The sequence below is a fragment of the Paenibacillus periandrae genome (assembly GCF_022458865.1).
GTDB lineage: Bacteria > Bacillota > Bacilli > Paenibacillales > NBRC-103111 > Paenibacillus_S > Paenibacillus_S periandrae.
In genome coordinates this window covers 201,322-222,313 of sequence record NZ_JAJNMU010000007.1, presented here as the reverse complement: position 1 = coordinate 222,313, position 20,992 = coordinate 201,322, and the positions used below count along the sequence as shown (strand labels likewise).

General features: G+C 49.0%; 20 protein-coding genes. 16 read left to right on the top strand and 4 right to left on the bottom strand.

Translation table 11 applies throughout. From position 1 onward, the window contains the following. The first annotated feature begins 4 nt into the window (after window positions 1-4). The 11 genes from LRL21_RS13595 to LRL21_RS13540 all read left to right on the top strand — a co-directional run bounded on the left by LRL21_RS13595 (window position 5) and on the right by LRL21_RS13540 (window position 12,278). Window positions 5-1,333, top strand: coding sequence for an LLM class flavin-dependent oxidoreductase (locus tag LRL21_RS13595; protein WP_240416317.1), 1,329 nt, complete (start codon window positions 5-7; stop codon window positions 1,331-1,333). 44 nt (window positions 1,334-1,377) lie between these two features. Beyond that, window positions 1,378-2,706: an LLM class flavin-dependent oxidoreductase gene (locus LRL21_RS13590; protein WP_240416316.1), complete on the top strand. Its 1,329-nt coding sequence runs from the start codon at window positions 1,378-1,380 to the stop codon at window positions 2,704-2,706. Window positions 2,707-2,748: 42 nt separating this feature from the next. Then, window positions 2,749-4,395, top strand: coding sequence for an ABC transporter substrate-binding protein (locus tag LRL21_RS13585; protein WP_240416315.1), 1,647 nt, complete (start codon window positions 2,749-2,751; stop codon window positions 4,393-4,395). Between the two features lie 21 nt (window positions 4,396-4,416). After that, entirely contained in the window at window positions 4,417-5,343 is a 927-nt protein-coding gene (locus tag LRL21_RS13580) for an ABC transporter permease (RefSeq protein ID WP_240416314.1), read from the top strand. A 62-nt stretch (window positions 5,344-5,405) separates the two neighbouring features. Beyond that, entirely contained in the window at window positions 5,406-6,302 is an 897-nt protein-coding gene (locus tag LRL21_RS13575) for an ABC transporter permease (RefSeq protein WP_240416313.1), read from the top strand. 3 nt (window positions 6,303-6,305) lie between these two features. Beyond that, window positions 6,306-8,342, top strand: a complete 2,037-nt coding sequence (locus tag LRL21_RS45650) for an ABC transporter ATP-binding protein (RefSeq protein ID WP_275900724.1) — start codon at window positions 6,306-6,308, stop codon at window positions 8,340-8,342. Window positions 8,343-8,395: 53 nt separating this feature from the next. Beyond that, complete coding sequence (locus LRL21_RS13560; RefSeq protein WP_240416312.1) at window positions 8,396-9,250, top strand: CoA transferase subunit A; 855 nt, start codon at window positions 8,396-8,398, stop codon at window positions 9,248-9,250. Beyond that, window positions 9,247-9,981 carry a CoA-transferase gene (locus LRL21_RS13555; RefSeq protein WP_240416311.1) on the top strand — a complete coding sequence of 245 codons (735 nt, stop codon included), beginning with the start codon at window positions 9,247-9,249 and terminating at the stop codon, window positions 9,979-9,981. Before LRL21_RS13560 ends, LRL21_RS13555 begins: the two co-directional genes overlap by 4 nt. Window positions 9,982-10,006: 25 nt before the next feature. Next, window positions 10,007-10,594 carry a cysteine dioxygenase family protein gene (locus LRL21_RS13550; RefSeq protein WP_240416310.1) on the top strand — a complete coding sequence of 196 codons (588 nt, stop codon included), beginning with the start codon at window positions 10,007-10,009 and terminating at the stop codon, window positions 10,592-10,594. A gap of 29 nt (window positions 10,595-10,623) precedes the next feature. Next, window positions 10,624-11,793, top strand: a complete 1,170-nt coding sequence (locus LRL21_RS13545) for a CaiB/BaiF CoA transferase family protein (RefSeq protein ID WP_240416309.1) — start codon at window positions 10,624-10,626, stop codon at window positions 11,791-11,793. Window positions 11,794-11,795: 2 nt separating this feature from the next. Next, a complete protein-coding gene (locus LRL21_RS13540) occupies window positions 11,796-12,278 on the top strand; it encodes a DinB family protein (RefSeq protein ID WP_240416308.1) in 483 nt (160 codons plus the stop codon). Window positions 12,279-12,367: 89 nt separating this feature from the next. Here the strand turns inward: LRL21_RS13540 and LRL21_RS13535 are convergent, their stop codons facing one another. Together LRL21_RS13535 and LRL21_RS13530 are read right to left on the bottom strand one after the other, a co-directional pair. Further along, window positions 12,368-12,844 carry a MarR family winged helix-turn-helix transcriptional regulator gene (locus tag LRL21_RS13535; RefSeq protein ID WP_240416307.1) on the bottom strand — a complete coding sequence of 159 codons (477 nt, stop codon included), beginning with the start codon at window positions 12,842-12,844 and terminating at the stop codon, window positions 12,368-12,370. Between the two features lie 111 nt (window positions 12,845-12,955). After that, a complete protein-coding gene (locus LRL21_RS13530; RefSeq protein WP_240416306.1) occupies window positions 12,956-13,735 on the bottom strand; it encodes an ABC transporter ATP-binding protein in 780 nt (259 codons plus the stop codon). Between the two features lie 185 nt (window positions 13,736-13,920). Here LRL21_RS13530 and LRL21_RS13525 point away from each other — a divergent pair, with 185 nt between their 5' ends. From LRL21_RS13525 to LRL21_RS13515, 3 genes are read left to right on the top strand one after another with little or no spacing between them, the layout of a single operon-like run. Beyond that, the gene (locus tag LRL21_RS13525) at window positions 13,921-14,220 is read left to right on the top strand and encodes a hypothetical protein (RefSeq protein ID WP_240416305.1); all 300 of its coding nucleotides are present in this window, start codon (window positions 13,921-13,923) and stop codon (window positions 14,218-14,220) included. Between the two features lie 27 nt (window positions 14,221-14,247). Next, entirely contained in the window at window positions 14,248-14,628 is a 381-nt protein-coding gene (locus LRL21_RS13520; RefSeq protein ID WP_240416304.1) for a DUF423 domain-containing protein, read from the top strand. Between the two features lie 44 nt (window positions 14,629-14,672). Continuing rightward, complete coding sequence (locus tag LRL21_RS13515; protein ID WP_240416303.1) at window positions 14,673-16,604, top strand: sensor domain-containing protein; 1,932 nt, start codon at window positions 14,673-14,675, stop codon at window positions 16,602-16,604. A 46-nt stretch (window positions 16,605-16,650) separates the two neighbouring features. Here the strand turns inward: LRL21_RS13515 and LRL21_RS13510 are convergent, their stop codons facing one another. After that, a complete protein-coding gene (locus tag LRL21_RS13510) occupies window positions 16,651-17,196 on the bottom strand; it encodes a hypothetical protein (protein ID WP_240416302.1) in 546 nt (181 codons plus the stop codon). A 178-nt stretch (window positions 17,197-17,374) separates the two neighbouring features. On the opposite strand from LRL21_RS13510, the gene LRL21_RS13505 reads away from it, so the two are divergent. Continuing rightward, window positions 17,375-17,677, top strand: a complete 303-nt coding sequence (locus LRL21_RS13505) for a YunC family protein (RefSeq protein WP_240416301.1) — start codon at window positions 17,375-17,377, stop codon at window positions 17,675-17,677. A 193-nt stretch (window positions 17,678-17,870) separates the two neighbouring features. On the opposite strand, the gene LRL21_RS13500 is transcribed toward LRL21_RS13505, so the two are convergent. Continuing rightward, window positions 17,871-19,847, bottom strand: a complete 1,977-nt coding sequence (locus tag LRL21_RS13500) for a beta-galactosidase trimerization domain-containing protein (protein ID WP_240416300.1) — start codon at window positions 19,845-19,847, stop codon at window positions 17,871-17,873. A 251-nt stretch (window positions 19,848-20,098) separates the two neighbouring features. On the opposite strand from LRL21_RS13500, the gene LRL21_RS13495 reads away from it, so the two are divergent. Continuing rightward, on the top strand, window positions 20,099-20,971 hold the full coding sequence (locus LRL21_RS13495; protein ID WP_240416299.1) for a helix-turn-helix transcriptional regulator: 873 nt from the start codon (window positions 20,099-20,101) through the stop codon (window positions 20,969-20,971). The last annotated feature ends 21 nt before the right edge of the window (window positions 20,972-20,992 follow it).

Genomic DNA, 20,992 nt, shown 5'->3' with positions numbered 1-20,992 from the left:
CTATATGGCAAATCAGAGAAAGTTGAAATTGGGTGCCCAGCTGCATGGAGCAGGCGCCAGCTGGTGGGATTGGAGGCATCCCGAAGCGTCCAGCGACGGCAGTATTAATTTTGAATTTTACAAGCAGCAGGCCAAACAGGCGGAAGCGGGCAAATTCGATTTTCTGTTTGTTGCCGATAGTGTCTACATTACGGAAAATTCCAGTCCGCATTACCTGAATCGCTTCGAGCCCTTGACGATTCTGTCTGCGCTCGCTGCGGTTACGGACAAAATCGGAGTTGTAGGCACCTTAACGGTCAGCTACAGTGAGCCGTTTACGGTAGCTCGGCAGTTTGCTTCGTTGGACCATATCAGCCACGGCCGGGCCGGCTGGAATATTGTGACCTCCTGGCTGGAGGGAAGCGCCAGCAACTACAGTAAAGAGAAGCACCTGGATCATGATGTCCGCTACAGGCTCGCTGAGGAATATTTGGAGGTTGTGAAGGGCTTGTGGGATTCGTGGGAGGATGACGCATTTGTGCGGAATAAGGAAACCGGCGAATTTTTTGATAAAAGCAAGCTGCATACCTTGAATCATAAAGGTGAGTTCTTCTCGGTGAAGGGTCCGCTTAACATATCCAGATCGAAGCAGGGCCAACCCCCGATTCTGCAGGCCGGAACCTCGGAGGACGGAAGAAATTTTGCAGCGAAAAATGCAGATATCGTATACGCGGGTCATCAATCCTTTGAAGAAACACAGCAGTATTATAAGGATCTAAAAAAACGTGCGATTGCCTTTGGGAGATCGGCTGACGATATTTCGATTATTCCGAACATACGACCGATTATCGGACGTACCCGGGAGGAAGCAGAGCAAAAGTACCAGATCTATGCGAATCTGGTGACGATAGAGAATGCATTAATAGCGCTCGGACGACCGTTTAACGATCATGATTTTTCGGTTTATCCACTCGACGAGCCATTCCCAGATCTGGGAGAGCACGGTGCCAACAGCCAACAGGGCAGCTCTGAACGGATCAAAAGAACAGCCAAGGAGCAGAATCTGACACTGCGCCAGACCGCGCTGCTGTTCTCGACTCCGAGAGGCGAATTTATCGGAACACCGGAGCAGGTGGCGGATTCGATCCAGAAATGGTTCGAGGAAGGAGCAGCGGATGGTTTTATAGTAGGGACAGGGACAACAGGTGCCTTGAAGGACTTTGTTGAGCTGGTAATACCCATTTTGCAGGAGCGTGGGCTGTTCCGCACGGAATATGAGCATGATACCCTGCGCGGTCATCTGGGTCTGCAGGTTCCTGTGAATCGTTACAGTAAAGTGAGTGTGACCCCATAATCATGAATGCAAGCTTTCTATAAAAACTTTTAGGAGGTACACATATGGCTCATTCAAGAAAAATAAGACTTGGCGCAACGATAACTGGTGTAGGCACTTCCAAGCATGGCTGGAAGCATCCTGATCTGAATGGAGATGAAAGTGTCAGCTTTGCGCATTTTAAGAAAATCGCGCAAAAGGCTGAAGCCGGCAAATTCGATTTCGTGTTTATTGTCGATAGTCCCTATATTACCGAAGGCTCGGCACCACACTACCTGAATCGGCTTGAACCGCTGACGGTGTTATCAGCGCTTGCCGCAGTGACTTCACAGATCGGATTGGTGGGCACACTGACTGCCTCCTTTACAGAGCCATTTACGGTAGCCCGGCAGTTCGCTTCATTGGACCATATCAGTCAGGGCCGTGCTGGTTGGAACGTGGTTACGACCGGACTGGAGGGCGCAGCCCAAAATTACAGCAAAACCGAGCACTTCGATCATGAGGTTCGCTATAAAAGGGCAGAGGAGCATCTTGAGGTCGTCAGAGGCTTGTGGGATTCATGGGAAGATGACGCTTTTGTGCGCAATAAGGAAACGGGCGAATTTTTTGATAAAAGCAAGCTGCACACCTTGAACCATAAGGGCGAGTTCTTCTCAGTCAAGGGCCCGCTTAACATTGCTCGCTCCAGGCAGGGACAGCCGGTTATTTTTCAGGCTGGTGGTTCAAGCACAGGACGGGATTTAGCCGCCAAAAGCGCGGATGCGATTTTTACAGGCCATGAAAATATCGAAGAAGCGAAGGCCTTTTATGCGGATATCAAGCAGAGAGCTGCGGCATTAGGGCGAGCCTCCGAGGAAATTCTTGTATTTCCTGGCATAGGACCGGTTATTGGGTGGACGCAGGAGGAAGCTGAAAGTAAATTTCAGGAAATTATCGGCCGTGTCAATCTGGAGGATGCGTTGATACAGCTTGGGCGTCCATTCACATACCACGATTTCACACAGTATCCGCTGGATGAACCCTTTCCGGAGCTTGGCGATCTCGGCAGCAACAGCTACCGCAGTGCAACGGACCGGATTAAACGAATTGCGAAAGAAGAGAAGCTGACACTTCGCCAGACGGCACTGCGGTTCGCAACGCCAAGAAGCAGCTTTGTTGGCACACCGGATAAGGTAGCTGATACGGTGCAGCGCTGGTTCGAGGAGGGCGCTGCAGACGGCTTTATTATTAGTTCTGCGCTTCCAAGCAGCTTGCAGGATTTTGTAGAGCTGGTTGTGCCGATCCTGCAGGAACGGGGACTGTTCCGCGATGACTACGATGGAGACACGCTGCGCAACCATCTTGGTTTGTCATTTCCGGTTAACCGCAACCTTATACAGAAAGTCACTGTGTAGACGATAGTCCATAGGCTAATGCATTTATACCGGAGGGAATTTATGAACAAACAGAACAAATCGCTACTTCAGCTCACCGCATTTATACTCAGCATGTCTATTCTGATATCGGCCTGCAGCAATTCGGATGCCGGCAAAGGCAGCCAGGCAGCGGCAGAGCCCGGGAAGGTAACACCTGGCGGTGAGCTCGTATGGGCATTGGCAGGAACGGTATCCAATGACAGCCTGGATGCACATAAAGCTGGCTTTGCCCCGACTACACGCGTCATGAGGTCTTTGTATGACAGTCTGGTTGTGGAGTTGCCCGATCATTCGATCCAACCATGGCTGGCTGAATCGTGGCAAATCTCCGAGGATAAGAAAAGCTACACCTTCAAGCTTCGCAAGGATGTGAAGTTTCACGATGGCACACCGTTTAATGCGGAAGCCGTCAAGTTTAATTTTGATCGCATCAAGGATCCAGCTACAAAAGCGTCGATATCCATTAATGAAATCGGACCTTATGTATCAACCGATGTCATCGATGAGTTTACGGCCAAAATTAATTTCGCTACGCCGTATGCGCCGTTTCTGATAAATGCCGCCAAAGTTGACCTGGGATTTGTATCTCCGGCAGCCGTTAAAAAATTTGGAGACAAATATCCGCAAAATCCGGTTGGCACCGGACCGTTCAAGCTATCGGTACTTACCCCAAGCTCGCAGGTCGAGTTGGTCAAAAACCCGGATTATAACTGGGGTCCAGCGAACGCCAAACATCAAGGTCCGGCTTATTTGGACAAAATCACCATCAAATATGTGGAGGAAGAGTCGACACGGGTTAGCGTTCTGCAAAGCAAGCAAGCACAAGCGGCTGACATCATCCCTCCGCAAAATCTGGTCGCCTTGAAAGCTGACAAAAATTTCAACGTCCTGGAAACGGAATTGATTCAAGCGAATCACCAGTTGTATTTTAACCAGACGAGGGAGCCGTGGAACAATCTGAAGGTGAGAGAGGCCGTACGCTCGGCGCTTGATCTGGATTCTGCCATCAAGACGATTTATCTGGGAACCTCCAAGCAGGCATGGTCCCCACTGTCGCCCCAAACCTTCGGTTATGATGCGTCGTTGGAGAAATCATGGAAGTATGACCTGAAAAGCGCTAACGAAACGTTGGAATCCTTAGGCTGGATTAAAGGTGCTGATGGCTATCGCGTCAAAGACGGCAAGAAGCTGATCATTGAATTCCTTGATACGCAGGGCAATCGCGAGAAGCGATTGGATTTGCTAGCCATCCTGACCCAACAGCTGAAGCTTGCAGGAATCGAGCTCAAGCTGATCTCGCTTCCGTCAGGAACGTATTCGGAGCGCAGTCTGAAGAACGATTACGATTTGCTGGCCGGAAGTCAGTTTTCAGGAGATCCGAATGTGCTACGGCAGCTGTATTCGACCAAGGGGCCGTCCGGTAAAAATAATTCAACAAGAACGAATGACCCTCAGCTGGAGCAGCTGCTGGAGGATGGTTTGTTGGAGAATGATACGTCCAAACGGATAGACATTTACAAAAAGGTACAGCAGCACATCATTAAAAATGTCTACTCGATCCCAACCTATGTGTTCCAGTATTCTTTTGCAACCGTAAAGGAAGTCCAAGGGATTACCTTTGATTCTCCGGCATGGCCTGTGTTCTATGATGCGTGGATTCAAAAATAAATCAGTGAAGGTGAAGCGGATATGGCAGGTTATATTGTAAGAAGGTTACTCGTGTCGATTCCCGTCATTCTGGGAACGTTGACACTGGTTTTCCTGATCATCCACTGGCTTCCGGGAGACCCGGCGGTGATGCTTGCCGGAGACGATGCCGCACCTGATCGTATCGAATTTTTGAGACAGCAGCTGGGACTGGACCGTCCGCTATGGCAGCAGTATTTATCGTATATATGGAGCAGTGTCCAGGGAGATTTTGGAACCTCGTTCGCCAACAGCCAGCCGGTGCTGAACCGATTGATTGCACAGATGCCGGCAACGCTGTCGCTGGCTGTGCTGAGCACGCTGTTCGCTGCTGTATTTGGAGTTGTGCTCGGCACCCTGTCTGCTGTATATAAGAATCGTTTCATGGATTATGTGATTCGCTTGGTAAGCCTGCTTGGCGTGTCCATGCCCTCATTCTGGGTAGCGATTTTGCTGATATTGATATTTTCGGTACATTTTCAATTATTGCCTGCGATTGGGAATGGCAGCTTTAAGCAGTTGATTCTTCCGGCGATAGCATTAGGCATTTCAGGTGCAGGGACACTGATCCGTATGGTTCGCAACAGTGTGCTGGAGGTTATCGGCGAACAGTTTGTGCTCACCCTCAGAGCCAAAGGGCTTTCCGAAAAGGTGGTTCTTTACCAGCATGTGCTGCGAAATGCGCTGCTGCCTGCACTGACGATACTCGGTATTATCGTCGGCAATATGCTTTCTGGAGCTGTAGTCACTGAAACCGTCTTTTCCAGGCAAGGCTTAGGTAAAATGGTCGTTGATGCCATCAACCAGAAGGACATACCGGTCATTCAGGCAGCTGTATTGATTACGGCAGTCATTACGATTCTCGTCAATTTGCTGGTTGATATTTCGTATTCCTATGTGGATCCCCGGGTGCGCAAATCGCGCAGTTAGCCGAGGGAGACGCCACGATAACGGATGCTCTCGAAATCAGAAAATAAGGGAGGAGTTATTTCATGCTTATGAACTCGGTTACGACTGAAGCTCTGGCTCCGAATAGAATCAAGCAGCAGCCACCGATTTCTTTGTACAGGAAGGTTTCGTTCAGCAACCTGCTTCTAGGTTTCTCCATATTCATTCTAGCTGTGCTGGTCATATTCGCGATTGTTCCGCAGTGGGTTGCACCTTATTCGCCCACGGACATGCTGACGGACGAATTATTGAAGGCGCCCAGCCTTTCTCACATATTGGGTACTGATCAATTCGGCAGGGATGTGTGGTCACTGATCATTTATGGAAGCAGGCAGTCGCTGATGATCGGAGTCATTTCCGTTCTGATCGGCGGTTTGATAGGTACCGCCATAGGACTGGTTGCGGGTTATTTCGGCGGTGTTGTCGATTCGGTATTCATGCGTATCAACGATGTGATGATGACGATTCCCGGTATTTTGTTTGCGATCGTGATTGCGGTCGTGTTGGGTCCGAGTTTTTTTAACGTGATTCTGGCCATCAGTATCGCTTCCATTCCGAATAAAGCCAGAGTCGTGCGAAGCCAGGTGATTACCATTCGTAATCGGCCCTTCATTGATGCGGCACGGTCGATTGGAACGTCTCATTTGGAGATCATGTTCCGGCACATCTTACCGAACTGCTTTTCACCTCTGCTCGTGATGATGACGATTGGCGTAGGCAGCTCCATTCTGGTCGGAACGGGCTTAAGCTTTCTGGGACTGGGCGTCATCAAGGAAATTCCCGATTGGGGCTATATGCTTTCACAGGGAAGAAGCTATATGACAGTAGCCTGGTGGATTGCTACCTTTCCGGGCTTGGCCATTACCATATTAGTCGTTGTCGTCAACATGATCGGAGATGACCTTCGCGACCGGATGGATCCGAAGAAAGGCAGGGCATAGCACATGAAACAGCTTCTTGAACTTCATCAGCTCTCGGTCGATTTTCAGACATCCAAAGGCTCGCTAAATGCGATTAACAAGGTCGATCTGCAAATCGGCAGCGGAGAAATTGTTTGCCTTGTCGGAGAATCGGGGAGCGGTAAAACGATTACCTCTTTATCGATTATGCGTCTGATTGATTATGACAACGGAAGAATCTCCGGCGGTAATATTGAGTTTAACGGTCGCAGCCTGATCGGTCTGTCACAGAAAGAAATCAGTGAGCTTCGTGGCAAAAAAATCGCGATGATTTTTCAGGAGCCGATGTCTGCGCTTGACCCTGTATTCAGCATCGGCTTTCAAATTATCGAGGTGATTCTCCGCCATGAGACGATCAGTAAGGCTGCGGCCGAGGAAAAAGCGACTCAACTGCTGCGCAGGGTAGGAATTCCGGAGCCGGAAATCCGCATGAAGCAGTATCCGTACGAGCTGTCAGGCGGGATGCGTCAGCGCGCCATGATTGCCATGGCTTTGGCCTGCGGACCGGAGCTGCTGATTGCCGATGAACCGACAACCGCTCTGGATGTAACGATACAGGCGCAAATTCTGAATTTGCTGCGCGAGCTGAAAGACGAATTTAACATGTCCATCCTGCTGATCACCCATGACCTTGGGATTGCCGCCGAAATGGCGGACCGTATTGTGGTCATGTATGCCGGGAAGGTGGTTGAGCAGGCTTCCGTTCACCAGCTGTTCGAAAGCCCGTCCCATCCGTATACGCAGGGACTGCTGCAGTCGATTGTCGCTATGGATAACGACCGGAATACACGGCTGTATACGATTCGCGGCTCGATTCCGAGCTTGTCCGAGCTGCCCTCCGGCTGCCGGTTTCACCCCCGCTGCCCCTACGCGACGGATCGCTGCCTCGCAGAGGAGCCGCCGCTTTTGAAGGTCAACGGTCGTGAGGTTGCCTGCTGGCATGCCGAAAGATTGGATAACATGGCGGCTGAGGTTTACTGGGATTCAACCGTTAAGGGTGAGCTTGCCATAGGCAGAGATCGGAATGCGGCTGCGCTTGCAGCCTCTGGAGAGCATACGCCAGCACTGCTGGAGGTCAAACAGATCAAAAAATATTTTCCCATCAACGGGGGCATGTTTCAGCGGGACCGTGGAGCGATCCGTGCTGTGGATGACGTATCCTTTCAAATTAATCGAGGTGAGACATTCGGACTTGTCGGCGAGTCCGGCTGCGGCAAAACGACGCTGGGCCGGGTTTTGATTCAACTGGAGAAGGCAACGGGCGGCAGCGTGCTGTTTCAGGGCAAGGATTTGGTTGGCCTGAGAGGCAAGGAGCTGAAGCAAACACGGCGTGATATGCAGGTTGTGTTCCAGGACCCTTTCGGATCGATCAATCCGCGCTGGAAGGTCGGCGATATTATCGGCGAACCTCTCTGGGTGCATGATTCCTTAAAGGGCGCAGCCAAGAGGCAGAAGGTTGAGGAAGTCATGCAGCTTGTGGGCTTAAGTCCGAGCTGGTATGACCGGCATCCGCATGAATTTTCCGGCGGGCAGCGCCAGCGTATTGGTATAGCGAGAGCGATTGCGCTTAATCCAAAATTTATTTTGGCGGATGAGGCAGTCTCGGCGCTCGATGTTTCGGTTCAGTCTCAAGTGATCAATCTGATGCAGGAGCTGCAGGGGCGTCTGAATCTGACCTATTTGTTTATTGCGCACGGACTTAATATCGTTCGTCATATTTCCGACCGGATCGGGGTGATGTATCTCGGCAAGCTTGTCGAGATTGCGCCTACAGATGAGTTGTTCAAGCAGCCAGCCCATCATTACACAAAAGCACTGCTGTCAGCGATACCAATTGCGGACCCCAACCGCACAAGAGTATTTGTACCGCTTGAGGGTGAGATGCCTTCACCGGCGAACCCGCCTTCCGGCTGCCGGTTTCATACCCGCTGCCCGGCTGCGACATCGCGCTGCAAAGAACTGGTGCCCGAGTTGAGGACGGTCGGACAGGGGCATTGGGTCGCTTGCCATTATCCGGTATAGACCTTTAGTGCGGTACGTAAGCTATTCAACAGATCGAAGTAAGGAAGGGGTATATGATGACCCGATTTATATCCATACAAATTGCAATTGAAATGGTAAAAAATGGGATTATATTGGCGATCAGCGGCAATATGGAAATGTCTCCAATGGCGCTGATCCGCGAGCTCATTCGTGCTGGCAGGCACGACCTGTCCGTGATCTGCGTTGGCGCGGCAGCGATTAATGCCGACTTGCTGATCGGAGCGGGTGTCGCACGAAGCCTCGAATTTTCACAGGTTTCTCTGGGGGAATTCGGCTTCGCACCGCATTTTCGCCGCCGATTCGAGGACGGCTCCCTGTCAGGCTGCGAGCACGCCTGCCCCTCGCTGGCTTCAGCTGTACAGGCGGGGGCGATGGGCATTCCTTTTATCCCTGTAAGGGGATTGATCGGAACGGATTATATGCGTATCCGGCCTGATTTCCATATCATGAGCAATCCTTATGACGAGCAGGAGCAGATCACTATTGTCCCTGCGATCCGTCCGGATATCGCTTTGTTTCACGCCTATCTAGCGGATACGGAAGGGAATGTTATCGCCCATCCTTCGCAAAATAACCGGATATTAGCTCAGGCGTCCAGGCAGACGATTGTTTCCGTTGAAGAGATCGTATCGCCAGAGGAGCTGCGACGTGCGGAAGGTTCGATAATTCCATCGGCATTTATAACGGCGATTGTGCACACCCCATATGGGGCATACCCCACCAGCTGTCCTGGCAGGTATGAGATTGATAGTGAGCATGTGCGCACATATGTGGAAGCGTCTCGTTCGGAAGCTGGCTTTGCCGAATATGTGAAGCGTTACATATTCGATCCACACCATCATGACGATGATCGTAATGCCGTATCCCTTCGGGAGGTAAGACGATGAATGCACGCTGCTACACGCAGGATGAGCTATTGATTTGTAATCTTGCTCGTGAATTAAGGGATCACGAGACGATAGGTGTCGGGAATAACTCCCCTGTACCAGCCGCTGCTGCTTTACTGGCCCAAGCGCTCCATGCCCCCAATGCGACAGTGTACATTCTCGGACAGCCGGATTGGCCCTTTGAGGGCACACACGAATTTTTCAATTTGATGCAGCGCGGCGGGATTGATGTATTTTTTTTGAGCGGCGCACAAATTGATTCCTATGGCAATATCAATCTCCATGTCATCGGGAATTACAGCGCTCCTAAGGTTCGACTGCCTGGAGGTGCCGGGTCAGCGGTTGTTTATTTTATGTGTAAGCGCATATTCTTGTTCAAAACCGATCATAACGTCAAGGGCTTTCCTGAAAAGCTGGATTTTGTCACCTCGACTGCAAGCTCGGAGCCTTACGTCAATCGGAACAATCAATTGGAGGGTGTATTCACACCGCTAGGCATTATGAGGCCGTCGGCCCAAGAGGGCGGGAGGTTGCAGCTTTCCTATACGGCGCCTGGTATTGAGCCCCGTTATGTTCAGACGCAAACCGGATTTGAGCTTGGAATCACTAGCGTGCCGATACCAGAAACAGCGGAACCAACTGCAGAAGAGCTTGAACAGCTGCGAGGGGCCGTAAATTTGCAGCTGAAGCGGATTTACCCTGAATTTGCGCGAAGTGCTCTTGGCAAATAAATTGATTTCTAATGGAGGATGGTTTATGAGCAGCATCTATGATTGGAAGCAGTTGGAATACGAGATCGGCAGTGTGCTGGAATCCAAAAGGGAATATCGCGATATCATCGAGGGGGTTCGGCCTTTACTGCAAAAGTTGTTGACCCATGAAGAATTGATTCCGACAGCATACCAGGAGCCTTTGCCAAATAAATATGCCCAGTATTTACTGTACAAGCCCGATAACGAAGCGTTCTCCGTCATTGCCTTCATCTGGGGGGCGGGTCAGACGGCGCCGGTTCATGACCATCTGGTTTGGGGGCTGGTAGGCTTGTACCGCGGATCGGTAATCGAAAAAAGATTTAAGCGTGAGGATCACGGTGTCTCAGCCGAGCCCCGTTATTCGATTCGTGAGGTTTCCGAGGTAAAAGCAGACAAAGGAGACATCACATTCGTGTATCCGCCGGATTATGATATACATGGTGTTTCCAACCCTTTTGATGAAATTGCAATTACGGTTCACATTTATGGAACAGATATAGGGAAGCAGGAACGCCATATTCATGATGTGCAAACCGGTACTTACCGGGATGTCGTCACCAAACATGACAATCCGGCTCCGATCTACAGCTGAAAGCTAAATTCGACAAAGGGGTGACCTACATGCCGCAGCTAACGAAAGGACCTCTTTCGGGCATTAAAGTATTGGAATTCGGGCAGATTGCGGCAGGGCCTTTTGCCGGAATGTTATTTGCCGATATGGGCGCGGACGTAGTCAAAGTGGAACGGCCGGATATCGGAGACAGTATGAGGGAATGGCCGCCTTTTTTTGAAAATGACGAGGGTGAAGCCTACAGCTCCAATTTTAGCTCTCTGAATCGCAATAAACGTAGTATCGTGATCGATTTTAAATCGCCAGAGCAGCTGTCAAATCTTCGAAAGCTGTGCGCCAAAGCGGACGTGATCGTTGAAAATTTCCGACCTGGCGTATTGGGCAAATTTGGACTGGATTACAGTTCCTTGTCACAGTCCAATCCGAAGCTGGTGTACTGTTCGATCTCGGGCTACGGACAGGAAGGTGCTTACTCGCAAAAGGGTGCTTTCGATGTGACGATCCAGGCGATCAGCGGCCTGATGAGTGTGACGGGAGAGGAGCATGGGGAGCCGGTAAAATGCGGCGTACCCGTAGCTGATTTTGCCGCTGGCTTGTACGGCGCCTATTCGGTTGTCGCCGCGATCCTGCAGGCGGAGCGGAGCGGGCAGGGCGCCTACATCGATTGCTCGATGCTGGCAAGCGTGCTCGGCATATCTGCTTTGCAGACGAGCGAATATTATGGCAATCAGGTAGCGCCCATACGTCTGGGCAGCGCCCATCCCCGCAACGCACCTTATCAAGGCTATCAAGGCAGCGACAAGCCTTTTGTCATTGCTGCCGGCAATGATAAGCTGTGGCGGGAGGTGTGTGAAGCGACAGCTTTGTCGGCGCTCGCCGATGACCCGAGGTTCATCAGTCAAGCCCTGCGGGCACGTAATCAAAAGGAGCTTGCTGCCATCCTACAGCCGGTTTTCAGTACCCGAACGGCAGAAGCGTGGCTGGTCGAGTTTGACCGCAGAGGCGTACCGTGCGCTCCAATCAATAATTTTGCCGACATCTTGAACGACAAGGCAGTTGCCGATTCGGGTCTGCTGCATGAGCTTCAGCTGCCCAATAACACAACGACCAAGACGGTGGGCTATCCCGTTAAGCTGTCTGGCTATCAATTTCAGGTTTACCGCAAGCCTCCTCTTAAGGGAGAGCATAATGACCAATTATTCGAGGAGTGGGGAGTATAACGATGAGCGAGATCACAATACGTTCTATTCATGATTTCCGGGCAACCTCTGCCTTGATTCAACAAACGATTGAGGGCTTGTCTGAAGGTCAGCTGGAGTGGAAGCCGGCAGCGGACAAGTGGAGCATCAAGGAGGTAGCGGCTCATCTCGTGGACGCGAGTCTGGTGCATTCCATACGCATACGCAAGATCGTGGCCGAAGGCTCCGCGCAGCTGCCACTGTTTCTGCTCTATGATCAGGATGCTTGGGTGGCCGATTCCAGAGCCAATGAAACCTCCATCGCAGACATATTAAGCGCTTTTCAGGCAATTTTACATTATAATGCGTTGTTTTATGAGCGATTGACAGAGGAAGACTGGAGTAAAAAAGGATTGAACGGAGAAAAGGAAATTACGATCTCGGATTTGTTTCAGGGCTTCATTAACCATGTGAATATACATGTAAGACAAATTAATCGAAACAAAGCAGCGTGGTCTGTACAATAGCCCATACCGAGGATTTTAGCAGCTATAGCGAAATAACCCTTCAACGTCATGATTAGTGGGAGGGTTATTTTGTCCGTTTGCAATTCGCGTTATATTTGATTGTAATGATTCATGATCGAATTGATTTTGCCAAGCTCTTTTTCCATGGCTGCGAGCTGCTCCTGTGGAATGGCAGTGAAAATATGCTCACCCCGAGCTGTGAACTGCTCTCTGATTTCTGTCAGCTGACGGATGCCTTGTTCAGTCAGACGCACATTAATAATACGCCGATCCTCCACGGAACGAATACGCTCAATCCAGCCTTGTGATTCGAGCTTGTCGACCAAACTGGTAGCTGCGCCTACGGTAATAGACAAAAAACCGGCAATATCGTTCATTTTAAGTGATGGAACATGCTCCAGTTTGAAAATAAGGCAGACGGAGGAATACGAAATACCGCTCTCTATGCTCATAAGCTGAATCATTTGCTTAACTTGACGATTTAATTCCATTAAAGACTTCCATAGGGACGATACGGTTGTCGGCTCTATGGCTGTATCCTTGCTGTTGTCGGAAATTGTGCTCATCAGACTCCCCCTTACTTCCAGTTTAGTAGCTGTTATACTTACTATAATAGCACAAACCTGAGCTAAATAGTTCATTTGGCTCTGTGAGAAGGGTACCCGAGTCATATTAGGTTAAGTAACCGACAGCCAAGGCCGATCCTGATGCCAGCGTACATCAACAGGCGTTTCAAAAAAAGTAGATAGATTCGCACCAGTTACCACATCGCGAGTTTTGCCCTGCATAAAAGCTTCTCCACGGCGGATTAACAAGCTATGACTGAAAAGAGGCAGTATTTCTTCCGTATGATGGGTGACATAGAGGAGATGAGGGGCATCAGGCTGCGCAGCCAGCTCTGTGATGCTATTAAGCAGCATCTCTCTTGATATGAAGTCCAGTCCGTTGCATGCCTCGTCCAAAATCAATAAAGCCGGCGTGGCCATTAATGCCCTGGCTATGAGCAGCTTTTGCTTTTCACCTTGCGAGCAGGTTTGATAAGTCCGGTCTACCAGATGGCTGCAGCCCAACCGCTTCATCAAGTCTAAGGCCTTTTCATAATCCTCCTCAGTCGGATTTTCATATAAACCGATGGAGGCGTACTTACCGCTAATTACAACATATTGCGTACGATCCGAACCATACAGCTTCTCTTGCAAGGAAGAGCTTACCCAGCCTATCGTTTTGCGCAGCTCGCGGACATCCACATCGCCAAATTGATGCCCTAATACTTGAATACTTCCCGAGGTAGGCCACATGTAGCCATTTAACAGATTAAGCAGCGTAGTTTTACCAGAGCCGTTCAAACCAAGAATCGCCCAATTCTCGCCTTGATTGACCTGCCAATTGATATGATGAAGCACCGTCTTTTGATCTTTTCGATAGCTAACCTCGTTCATTTCAATAATCCTGTTCATAAGCTGAAAGACCCTCCCACATAACCGTTATTCGAAAAATTATATCTCAGGTTTTATCTTTTATACAAGTGATATTACTGCGAATAGGACATGGTCCTACAATTTTTTGGAATAAGCAGGAATTAAGGAGGATTATGTCGAATTCACATTTTTGAAGCATCAGCAGAGCCTAAGGGGGAGTTTGAGTGAAATATTCAATCAGTCAGTCTGTAAAAATTGTTGATATGAGCGACGAAATTATGGCAGAGGTATTATTTGACCATGGTGATTTTGAGCTGTCTGCGCTTGCTGTAGGCTCTTCCGTGATTACCAATGAATTGGGATTAAGACAGTTTGATGTTGTCTATGATAGAAGAGAGGGTAAGAAACAACGCATTCGCATCGTCGATATTGAAATTGATTTGATTACTCAACCTGCCACAACTCGCGTATATCTCGAACCAAGAACATTAATTATTGGCCAGCATGATGTTGGCGAGGTGTAAATCTATTATTACGTGGAGGCTTATGGAATGAATGCTCGTTTTGTGATTATTGGCTGTATTTGCGCCTTGTTGTCTGTTTTATTTGGTGCTTTTGGTGCACATTCACTGAAGGATGCATTACCTCCTAACATGCTTGCTAATTTTCAGACCGGTGTCCAGTATCAGATGTACCATGGGCTTGGATTAATCCTAATCGGATTCGCATCGGCCTACATTCCGAATAACAGCAGTCTGAATAAGGCAGGCTGGTCGATGCTGATCGGAATTATATTGTTTTCGGGAAGTCTGTACGTACTCAGCATGACAGGAGTTACGATGCTTGGAATCATTACGCCGTTCGGCGGCGTAGCTTTTTTATTGGGATGGTTGTTGTTCATTATCGCAGCAAGAAAAAGCATCAAGAAATAGGCTGAGCTTGGGGTACTATCTGTAATTATCTGCAGAGGGGGTCTATGATGATTAAGGCTGCCGACTCCAATACGGTTCCTGCAAAGCTGTACGTTATATTCGCTTCCAATTTTCTGTATGCCTTGGCAGTGGCTTTGCAGTTCCCTTACCCTTTTGTTGTGGGATTGAGTGCAGTTACATTCGTTTATCTTGGCCTTTTGATATATCGTCCCGGTTGGTTGGTCAGCAGCAAGCAGGTCGGTAGTGGTACCAGGCATGATTCGATGGAAAGCTGGCTCAAGGATAATCAATCCGTTTTTGAATCGTTGTTCGAGCACAATCCTAACATTGTATTTTTGATGGACTGCCATGGTTTGATCATGAAAGCAAACGGGAATACGGAACAAATTTTGGGTTATTTGAAAGATGATATCCACAATCGTTCCTTTCAATCACTGCTCTCCGAGGAATCCGTCCAACACTCTTTAGATGCTGTTCAATACGCTTGTGAAGGCACCCCGCAAACTTTCAAAACAGCTGTACAGCATAAGTATGGCTATCGGGTTGATCTGGATGCTACGGCAGCTCCCATTAAGCAAGGTCAGGATATTACTGGCATTATCGTCATTGGTCAGGATATTACCGCCAACAAGCGGACAGAAGAACGAATTCGCCATATGGCTTATTATGACGATATGACAGGACTTCCGAATCGCAGCCTTTTTGTCAACCAATTGAATGAAGTGATTTACAGGACGTATCCGGATCATGGATTTCTGGCTGTATGTTTAATTGATATTGACCGCTTTAAGGTGGTTAACGTTTGCTTTGGCCATGATTATGGGGATATGCTGCTGCTCCAGCTTGCGGAAAGGTTCAGTCGGTGTATTACACCCAAAGACTTTTTGGCGCGAACTCAGGGTGATGAATTTGCCTTGTTTTTCACGGGACGTTCGGATGCTGACTCGGTGACGGAGCTGGTTGAGCAGGTGATGGCAGTTCTGGAGGAGCCCTTTACGTTAGATGCCTTCCAATTACATATTACGGCAAGTATCGGTATTGCCCTGTTGTCTGACGAAGAGCTGGAAGCGGAAACTTTGATCAAATATGCGGATATTGCTTTAACCGATGCCAAGAATAAGGGAAAGCAGACCTATCAAATCTTTAATACAGAAATGAAATCCGATTCGTTACAGCGGCTAACCCTTGAAAATGATTTACGGCGAGCATTAAGTAACAATGAGCTGATGCTGTATTATCAACCGCAAATGGATATTAAAACGGGTGATATTGTCGGCTTTGAAGCTTTAATTCGTTGGCTTCATCCTGTCAGAGGGCTGGTTCCCCCTAATGAGTTTATTCCCTATGCCGAAGAGAGCGGGCTAATCGTGCCCATAGGTGAATGGGTCATACAGGAGGCATGCCGTCAAAATAAGCAGTGGCAGGACGAAGGATTTCCGTTTGTACCTGTATCTGTGAATCTGTCAACCCGGCAGTTTCTCCAGCATAACCTGCGTGATCAAATATCGGAAGTTTTACGCCGGACCGGTTTGGCTGCATCGTATTTGGAGCTGGAAATTACCGAAAGCAGTACGATGGATGTTGAGCTTGCGATTGATGTGTTGCTGGAGCTGAAGGCTTTGGGTGTGAAAATCAGTATCGATGATTTTGGTACGGGCTATAGCTCATTATCGTATTTGAAAAGATTCCCGATCGATAAGCTGAAGATCGACCAATCCTTTGTACGTGACATTATGACCGATCCTAATGATGCAGCTATTGTTGCTTCGATTATATCCATGACGCGGCATATGAACCTTAGGGTTATCGCCGAAGGGGTTGAAACGGAGGATCAGTTGGTGTTTCTGCGCAACAACCATTGCAATGAAATACAGGGATATTGGTTCAGTCCTCCGGTCAGCACGGTAAAGGTGGAGGAGCTGATGCTGCGTTTTCAGCAGGTAGCAGCCCATCAGGATGAGGAGTCAGGTGAATAAAAAAGCCTTTAACGTTGGAGATTCGTATCCCCGTTAAAGGCTTTTCTCATGAGCTTACTGCAAAATCGTCAATTTCATTGATTTTGAACAAATAAACCTGCTTCTCGTCAACATGATATACAGAGACCATACCTCCGGGCGCATCCACATTTAGAATACGACAGGGCAGGCTCAGCTTGATGCCTTTGGCTTTGACAACAGTAAGACGAACCAGGGAGTTGCGTTCCTTAAAGCTCTGGAATTGATCCCAGATGGGTTGATGCGGATCCTCCGGCTTGATGGGACTGGCGCTATCCTTCTTCTTCATGTTTGGTGCGTCTGCAGCTTTATCCAAAGGTTTGGTTGTAGTTGTTATATCTGGTTTTTCCCCGGAATGAGTGTCTGCTAGTTGTTTGCTGATGGTCTCCCGCATGATAGCCTCAATGGTTTTGCCTAAATGAATTCCCTCTTTGACCAAATAATCTTGAACTTCGGATGTATTTAACAAGTGGAGTAGCTTTTCCAGAGCATGGCCATTGGATTCGCTTTCAATCAGGATATCTACATTGAATAGAAATCTGCGTTTGTCTATTTGATTCTGCTTAATATCCATGCGGACTCCTCCATTTGAACGATACCTAACTTAACTATATCACTTTTTCTAGTACAAAAGTAGCCCATACTTTTACGAGTTCATGTCCAAACCGTTTTCTATTTTTCCGATTAGCCCATAACTTTCATCAGCCCTGTTCATATAATGAAGGGTAAGTCTGAGAAAAGGAGGTGCGTATATGATCCAGATGCATCCTGTTGCAATAGATGGTTTCACAGCCTTGGCGATTGAGGTTAAGCTGCCCAAAACGACGCTGATTGTGGTGACAACTGATCGTGGATACATTATGTGTGGTGCCCTAGATGTCGGACTGCTGAACGAAAGATTGAAAGATCGCCACATTCTCGCAGCCAGAGCAACGGGAGTCAAGACGGTCGAGGAACTGCTGGAGGCTCCGCTGGAATCCGTCACTTATGAGGCAGAACGTTTGGGCATTGTGCCTGGGATGAAGGGTAAGGATGCGATTGGGTTAATGCGTTAATAGAATCGGAATACTAGGATAACCCGAAAAAGCGAAAACAGCAACAGTAGCATTCGTTCAGATTAGAAATTGCAGGGCATATATAACGAAAAAAGCCTGATTTCTCAAGCTTTCTTCAAAATAAATCGTGTTAAATTTCACCAAATCCGGCAGCTAGCATTGCAAATCTGATGCGATATCGTTCCCGGATTACTCAGACTTCAATTACAACCATCTGATGGCATTCCAGCTTAGGCACCGTATAGGATACATCAGTCCCCGCTTCATTCACCGCAAATGGAAGAGGCTCCATTTGCGGTGCCAGGTAAACCTGCTTGGCTTGCTTATCCAGCTTCAGCGTCACCAGGGTATCGTATATAGGCACAATGTCCTCTATCACCTCTATACCATTGCCGCGCTTGACGGGAGATGCGTACAGGATATGATTAATGTAGCGATGCTGGGCCGGCTGCTCCATCAAGGTGACGATCCCCTGCGCAGGAAGATTGGTGCTCAAGGTTTTATCCGGGAGCAGATGGTTCAGCGCGAAAAGCACGCATTCCTTCAAAGCGAGACTGCCTTTGGTAGCATAATCGCTGAATACGTTCCATGCCAAATAAATCCCGTTTCTGCTCTCGACCATGCCAGGGCCGTCATGCTGCTGGGCGCTTGGCGTATGCTGATGGGAGCAGAAGGTAAACACCTCGCGGTTAAAATAAGGATTTTCCCGCCTGCCCAGCTCTTGCCCATCGGTTAAGCTCACGCGTTGTCCATCTGCGTAGAAGATAAAAGCGGCATTCGAGAGGTTAGTCAGCTCAAAGCTTGGGCGGAAATAATCCGGTTTATACGAATGGGGTCCTTCCCAGACAACACCCAGATCAATAGCAAATGCATCACCAGTCTCGTTCAGTCCAGAACGTCCGGTTGCCAGAATTTTGCCGCCTTGCGCCAAGTAGGCATTCAGCTTGGTCTGCAGCTCGGAACCGACCAAGATGTCGTCTGGCAGAATCAGTACTTTATAGCGTGTATAATCACTGTCCAAATCGACAACATCAAATAAAATTTTCCCTTCCAGCAGCATGCGTATGGCCCCGGCATCTGCTGATCCTGAGCGATCCTCACGTTTTTCTTCCTTGGAAGCACCGATAGCTTCAACAGACAGCAGGGCAACATCGGCAATCGCCTGCACATCGCTGCACCAGGCTTCTTTGTGCTCAATTTCACGATATGCCGCGCCAATTAGAGCATAGGTAGCCGGGTCCATCAGGCCTTCCGGATGAAGCTGATCGCCGATGGAGCAGCGTGCGCCATTGGCAATACTAAGGGCGGTTTCATAACGAAGCGCGTTGGGATGCTTATACCCGCCGAACTCGCCCCAGGTTGTATGGAATTTTCCGGTCATACCGAGATAATCCATGCCAAGGCCTTGAGCATAACGCGCGGAAAGCGGGAAATGATCGTAGCCCCAGCCTCCGGTAGGCAATGATTCCAGCTCCAAATGGGTGTTCATGGCGGACAAGTCTCTGCGTCCACGACGAATGTGGCCTCCATTGTGAAAAACAGGCAAGCCTGGCTTGATGGCGTCAATCGCTTCGCGAATGCGTCGGGTGTAATTGGCATAGACACGCTCCCCTAAGGCGATGACCGCGGCGGAGTCGCGCGGATCCTGTCCTTCATCACGAAGTGTACGAACACAGTTGTGACAGTAGCATTTACGAACGCCAACAATATCGAGGAAGATGCCGTCCCCCTCATACTTGCGGACAACCTCCTCTACTTGGCGTACGAGTACGTCCAGATAAGGAGAATTCATACAAAATTGGTGGTAGCCTGGCTTCATGAAGCCGTCCAGCCAATTGGTGTTGTCGTTAATATCGCGGATCAGCCATTCGGGATGGCGTCGAGCCAGTTTTTCATCCAGCCCTGCGGAAACATAGATAGGGGTTTTGACATCAATCTCATGGGCTGCTTCAATCATGGCGCCTAACAGATCAAAATCCAGATGCGGGTGCCTTTCATTCTCCTCAGTAGGATGATAGGCCCAGCCATGATGACATTTGGAAAAAATTGTAATGGAGTCCACATGTCCTTGGGTCAGCATGTCCTGAAATTGCTGCTTGGAAAATTGCTTGCCGATATGGGGAATCGCCTCTGAGGTGTGGAAATCCAAATGTACCTGACGAAAACGCATGAATGACACTCTCCTTCTAGGGTAGATTGATCATGATTACGGATACAATGAAGACTACCTTACTAATATAAAGCCGACGAAGGAATGGGAATAGGCGAGTTGGCGACTTTTTATAGCACATTTTCGACTGACATTGTTTGTGAATGAGTATTTTTTACGATACACTGAATATACAAAGACTTGGCTGGATGGAATACCAAGCTGGGCTTTCGGTACGAGCTTTGCTACGCAAAAGTCTAAGGAGTGTCAAGATGGATATCGTCCAGTTACCTATTCCACCGCTTCCGCAGTTTCTAACCATTGGCCATTCGGTTTGGAAACCGGGAATGCAGCATTTTGAACGATGCTTTGAGGTCTACGATATGCTGATAGTATGCAGTGGTGCCTTATACATGATGGAGGATAGTATCCCTTATGAGATTCAGAGCGGGGAAATGCTGCTGATGGAGCCGGGGCGGACACATTGCGGGTATATGCCGTGCATAGAGGATACCTCGATTTATTGGGTTCATTTCAAGCACGAGCGTCCGGTGGCAAGAATGGCCGAGAAGCAAATACCTTGGTCAACTCTGGTAAGCAGAGGAACCGATAGTGACCTGATCCCCTCAGAGCAGTCATTGTTTCTACCCAAATATGGAAAGATCGATATCCGGCCGCTCCTGCCGACGCTTGAGGATATGCTGCGTTTGCGCAGCAGTCTCACCTTAGAGCATGCTGTTGATGTGCAGGTAGCCTTGGGCAGGCTGCTGTCCCAGGTACAGGCCGGCTTGAGAGCGAGCCGCCGCTCGACAAGATCCCATGTCATTGCCGAGCAGTTCAAGCTGTATATACGTGAGCACAGCAACGAGCCTTTCGAGGCACAGCGGGTTGCGGATCAGCTTCATTTTGACTTCGATTATGCTGCCCGCTGCCTGAAGCAGCATACGGGCATGAGTCCTCTGCAATATCATCATCTGATGAGGATGGAGGAGGCCAAGCGGCTGCTTGTCCACAGCAGCATGCCTGTTCAGGAAATCGCGGCGCAGGTAGGTATTCATGATTACAACTACTTCATTCGCTTGTTCCGTAAGACGGTCGGGATAACCCCTGGACTCTTTCGTAAATCATCGCAAAGCTATATATAGTCCATGAATCATCTGCTCGAA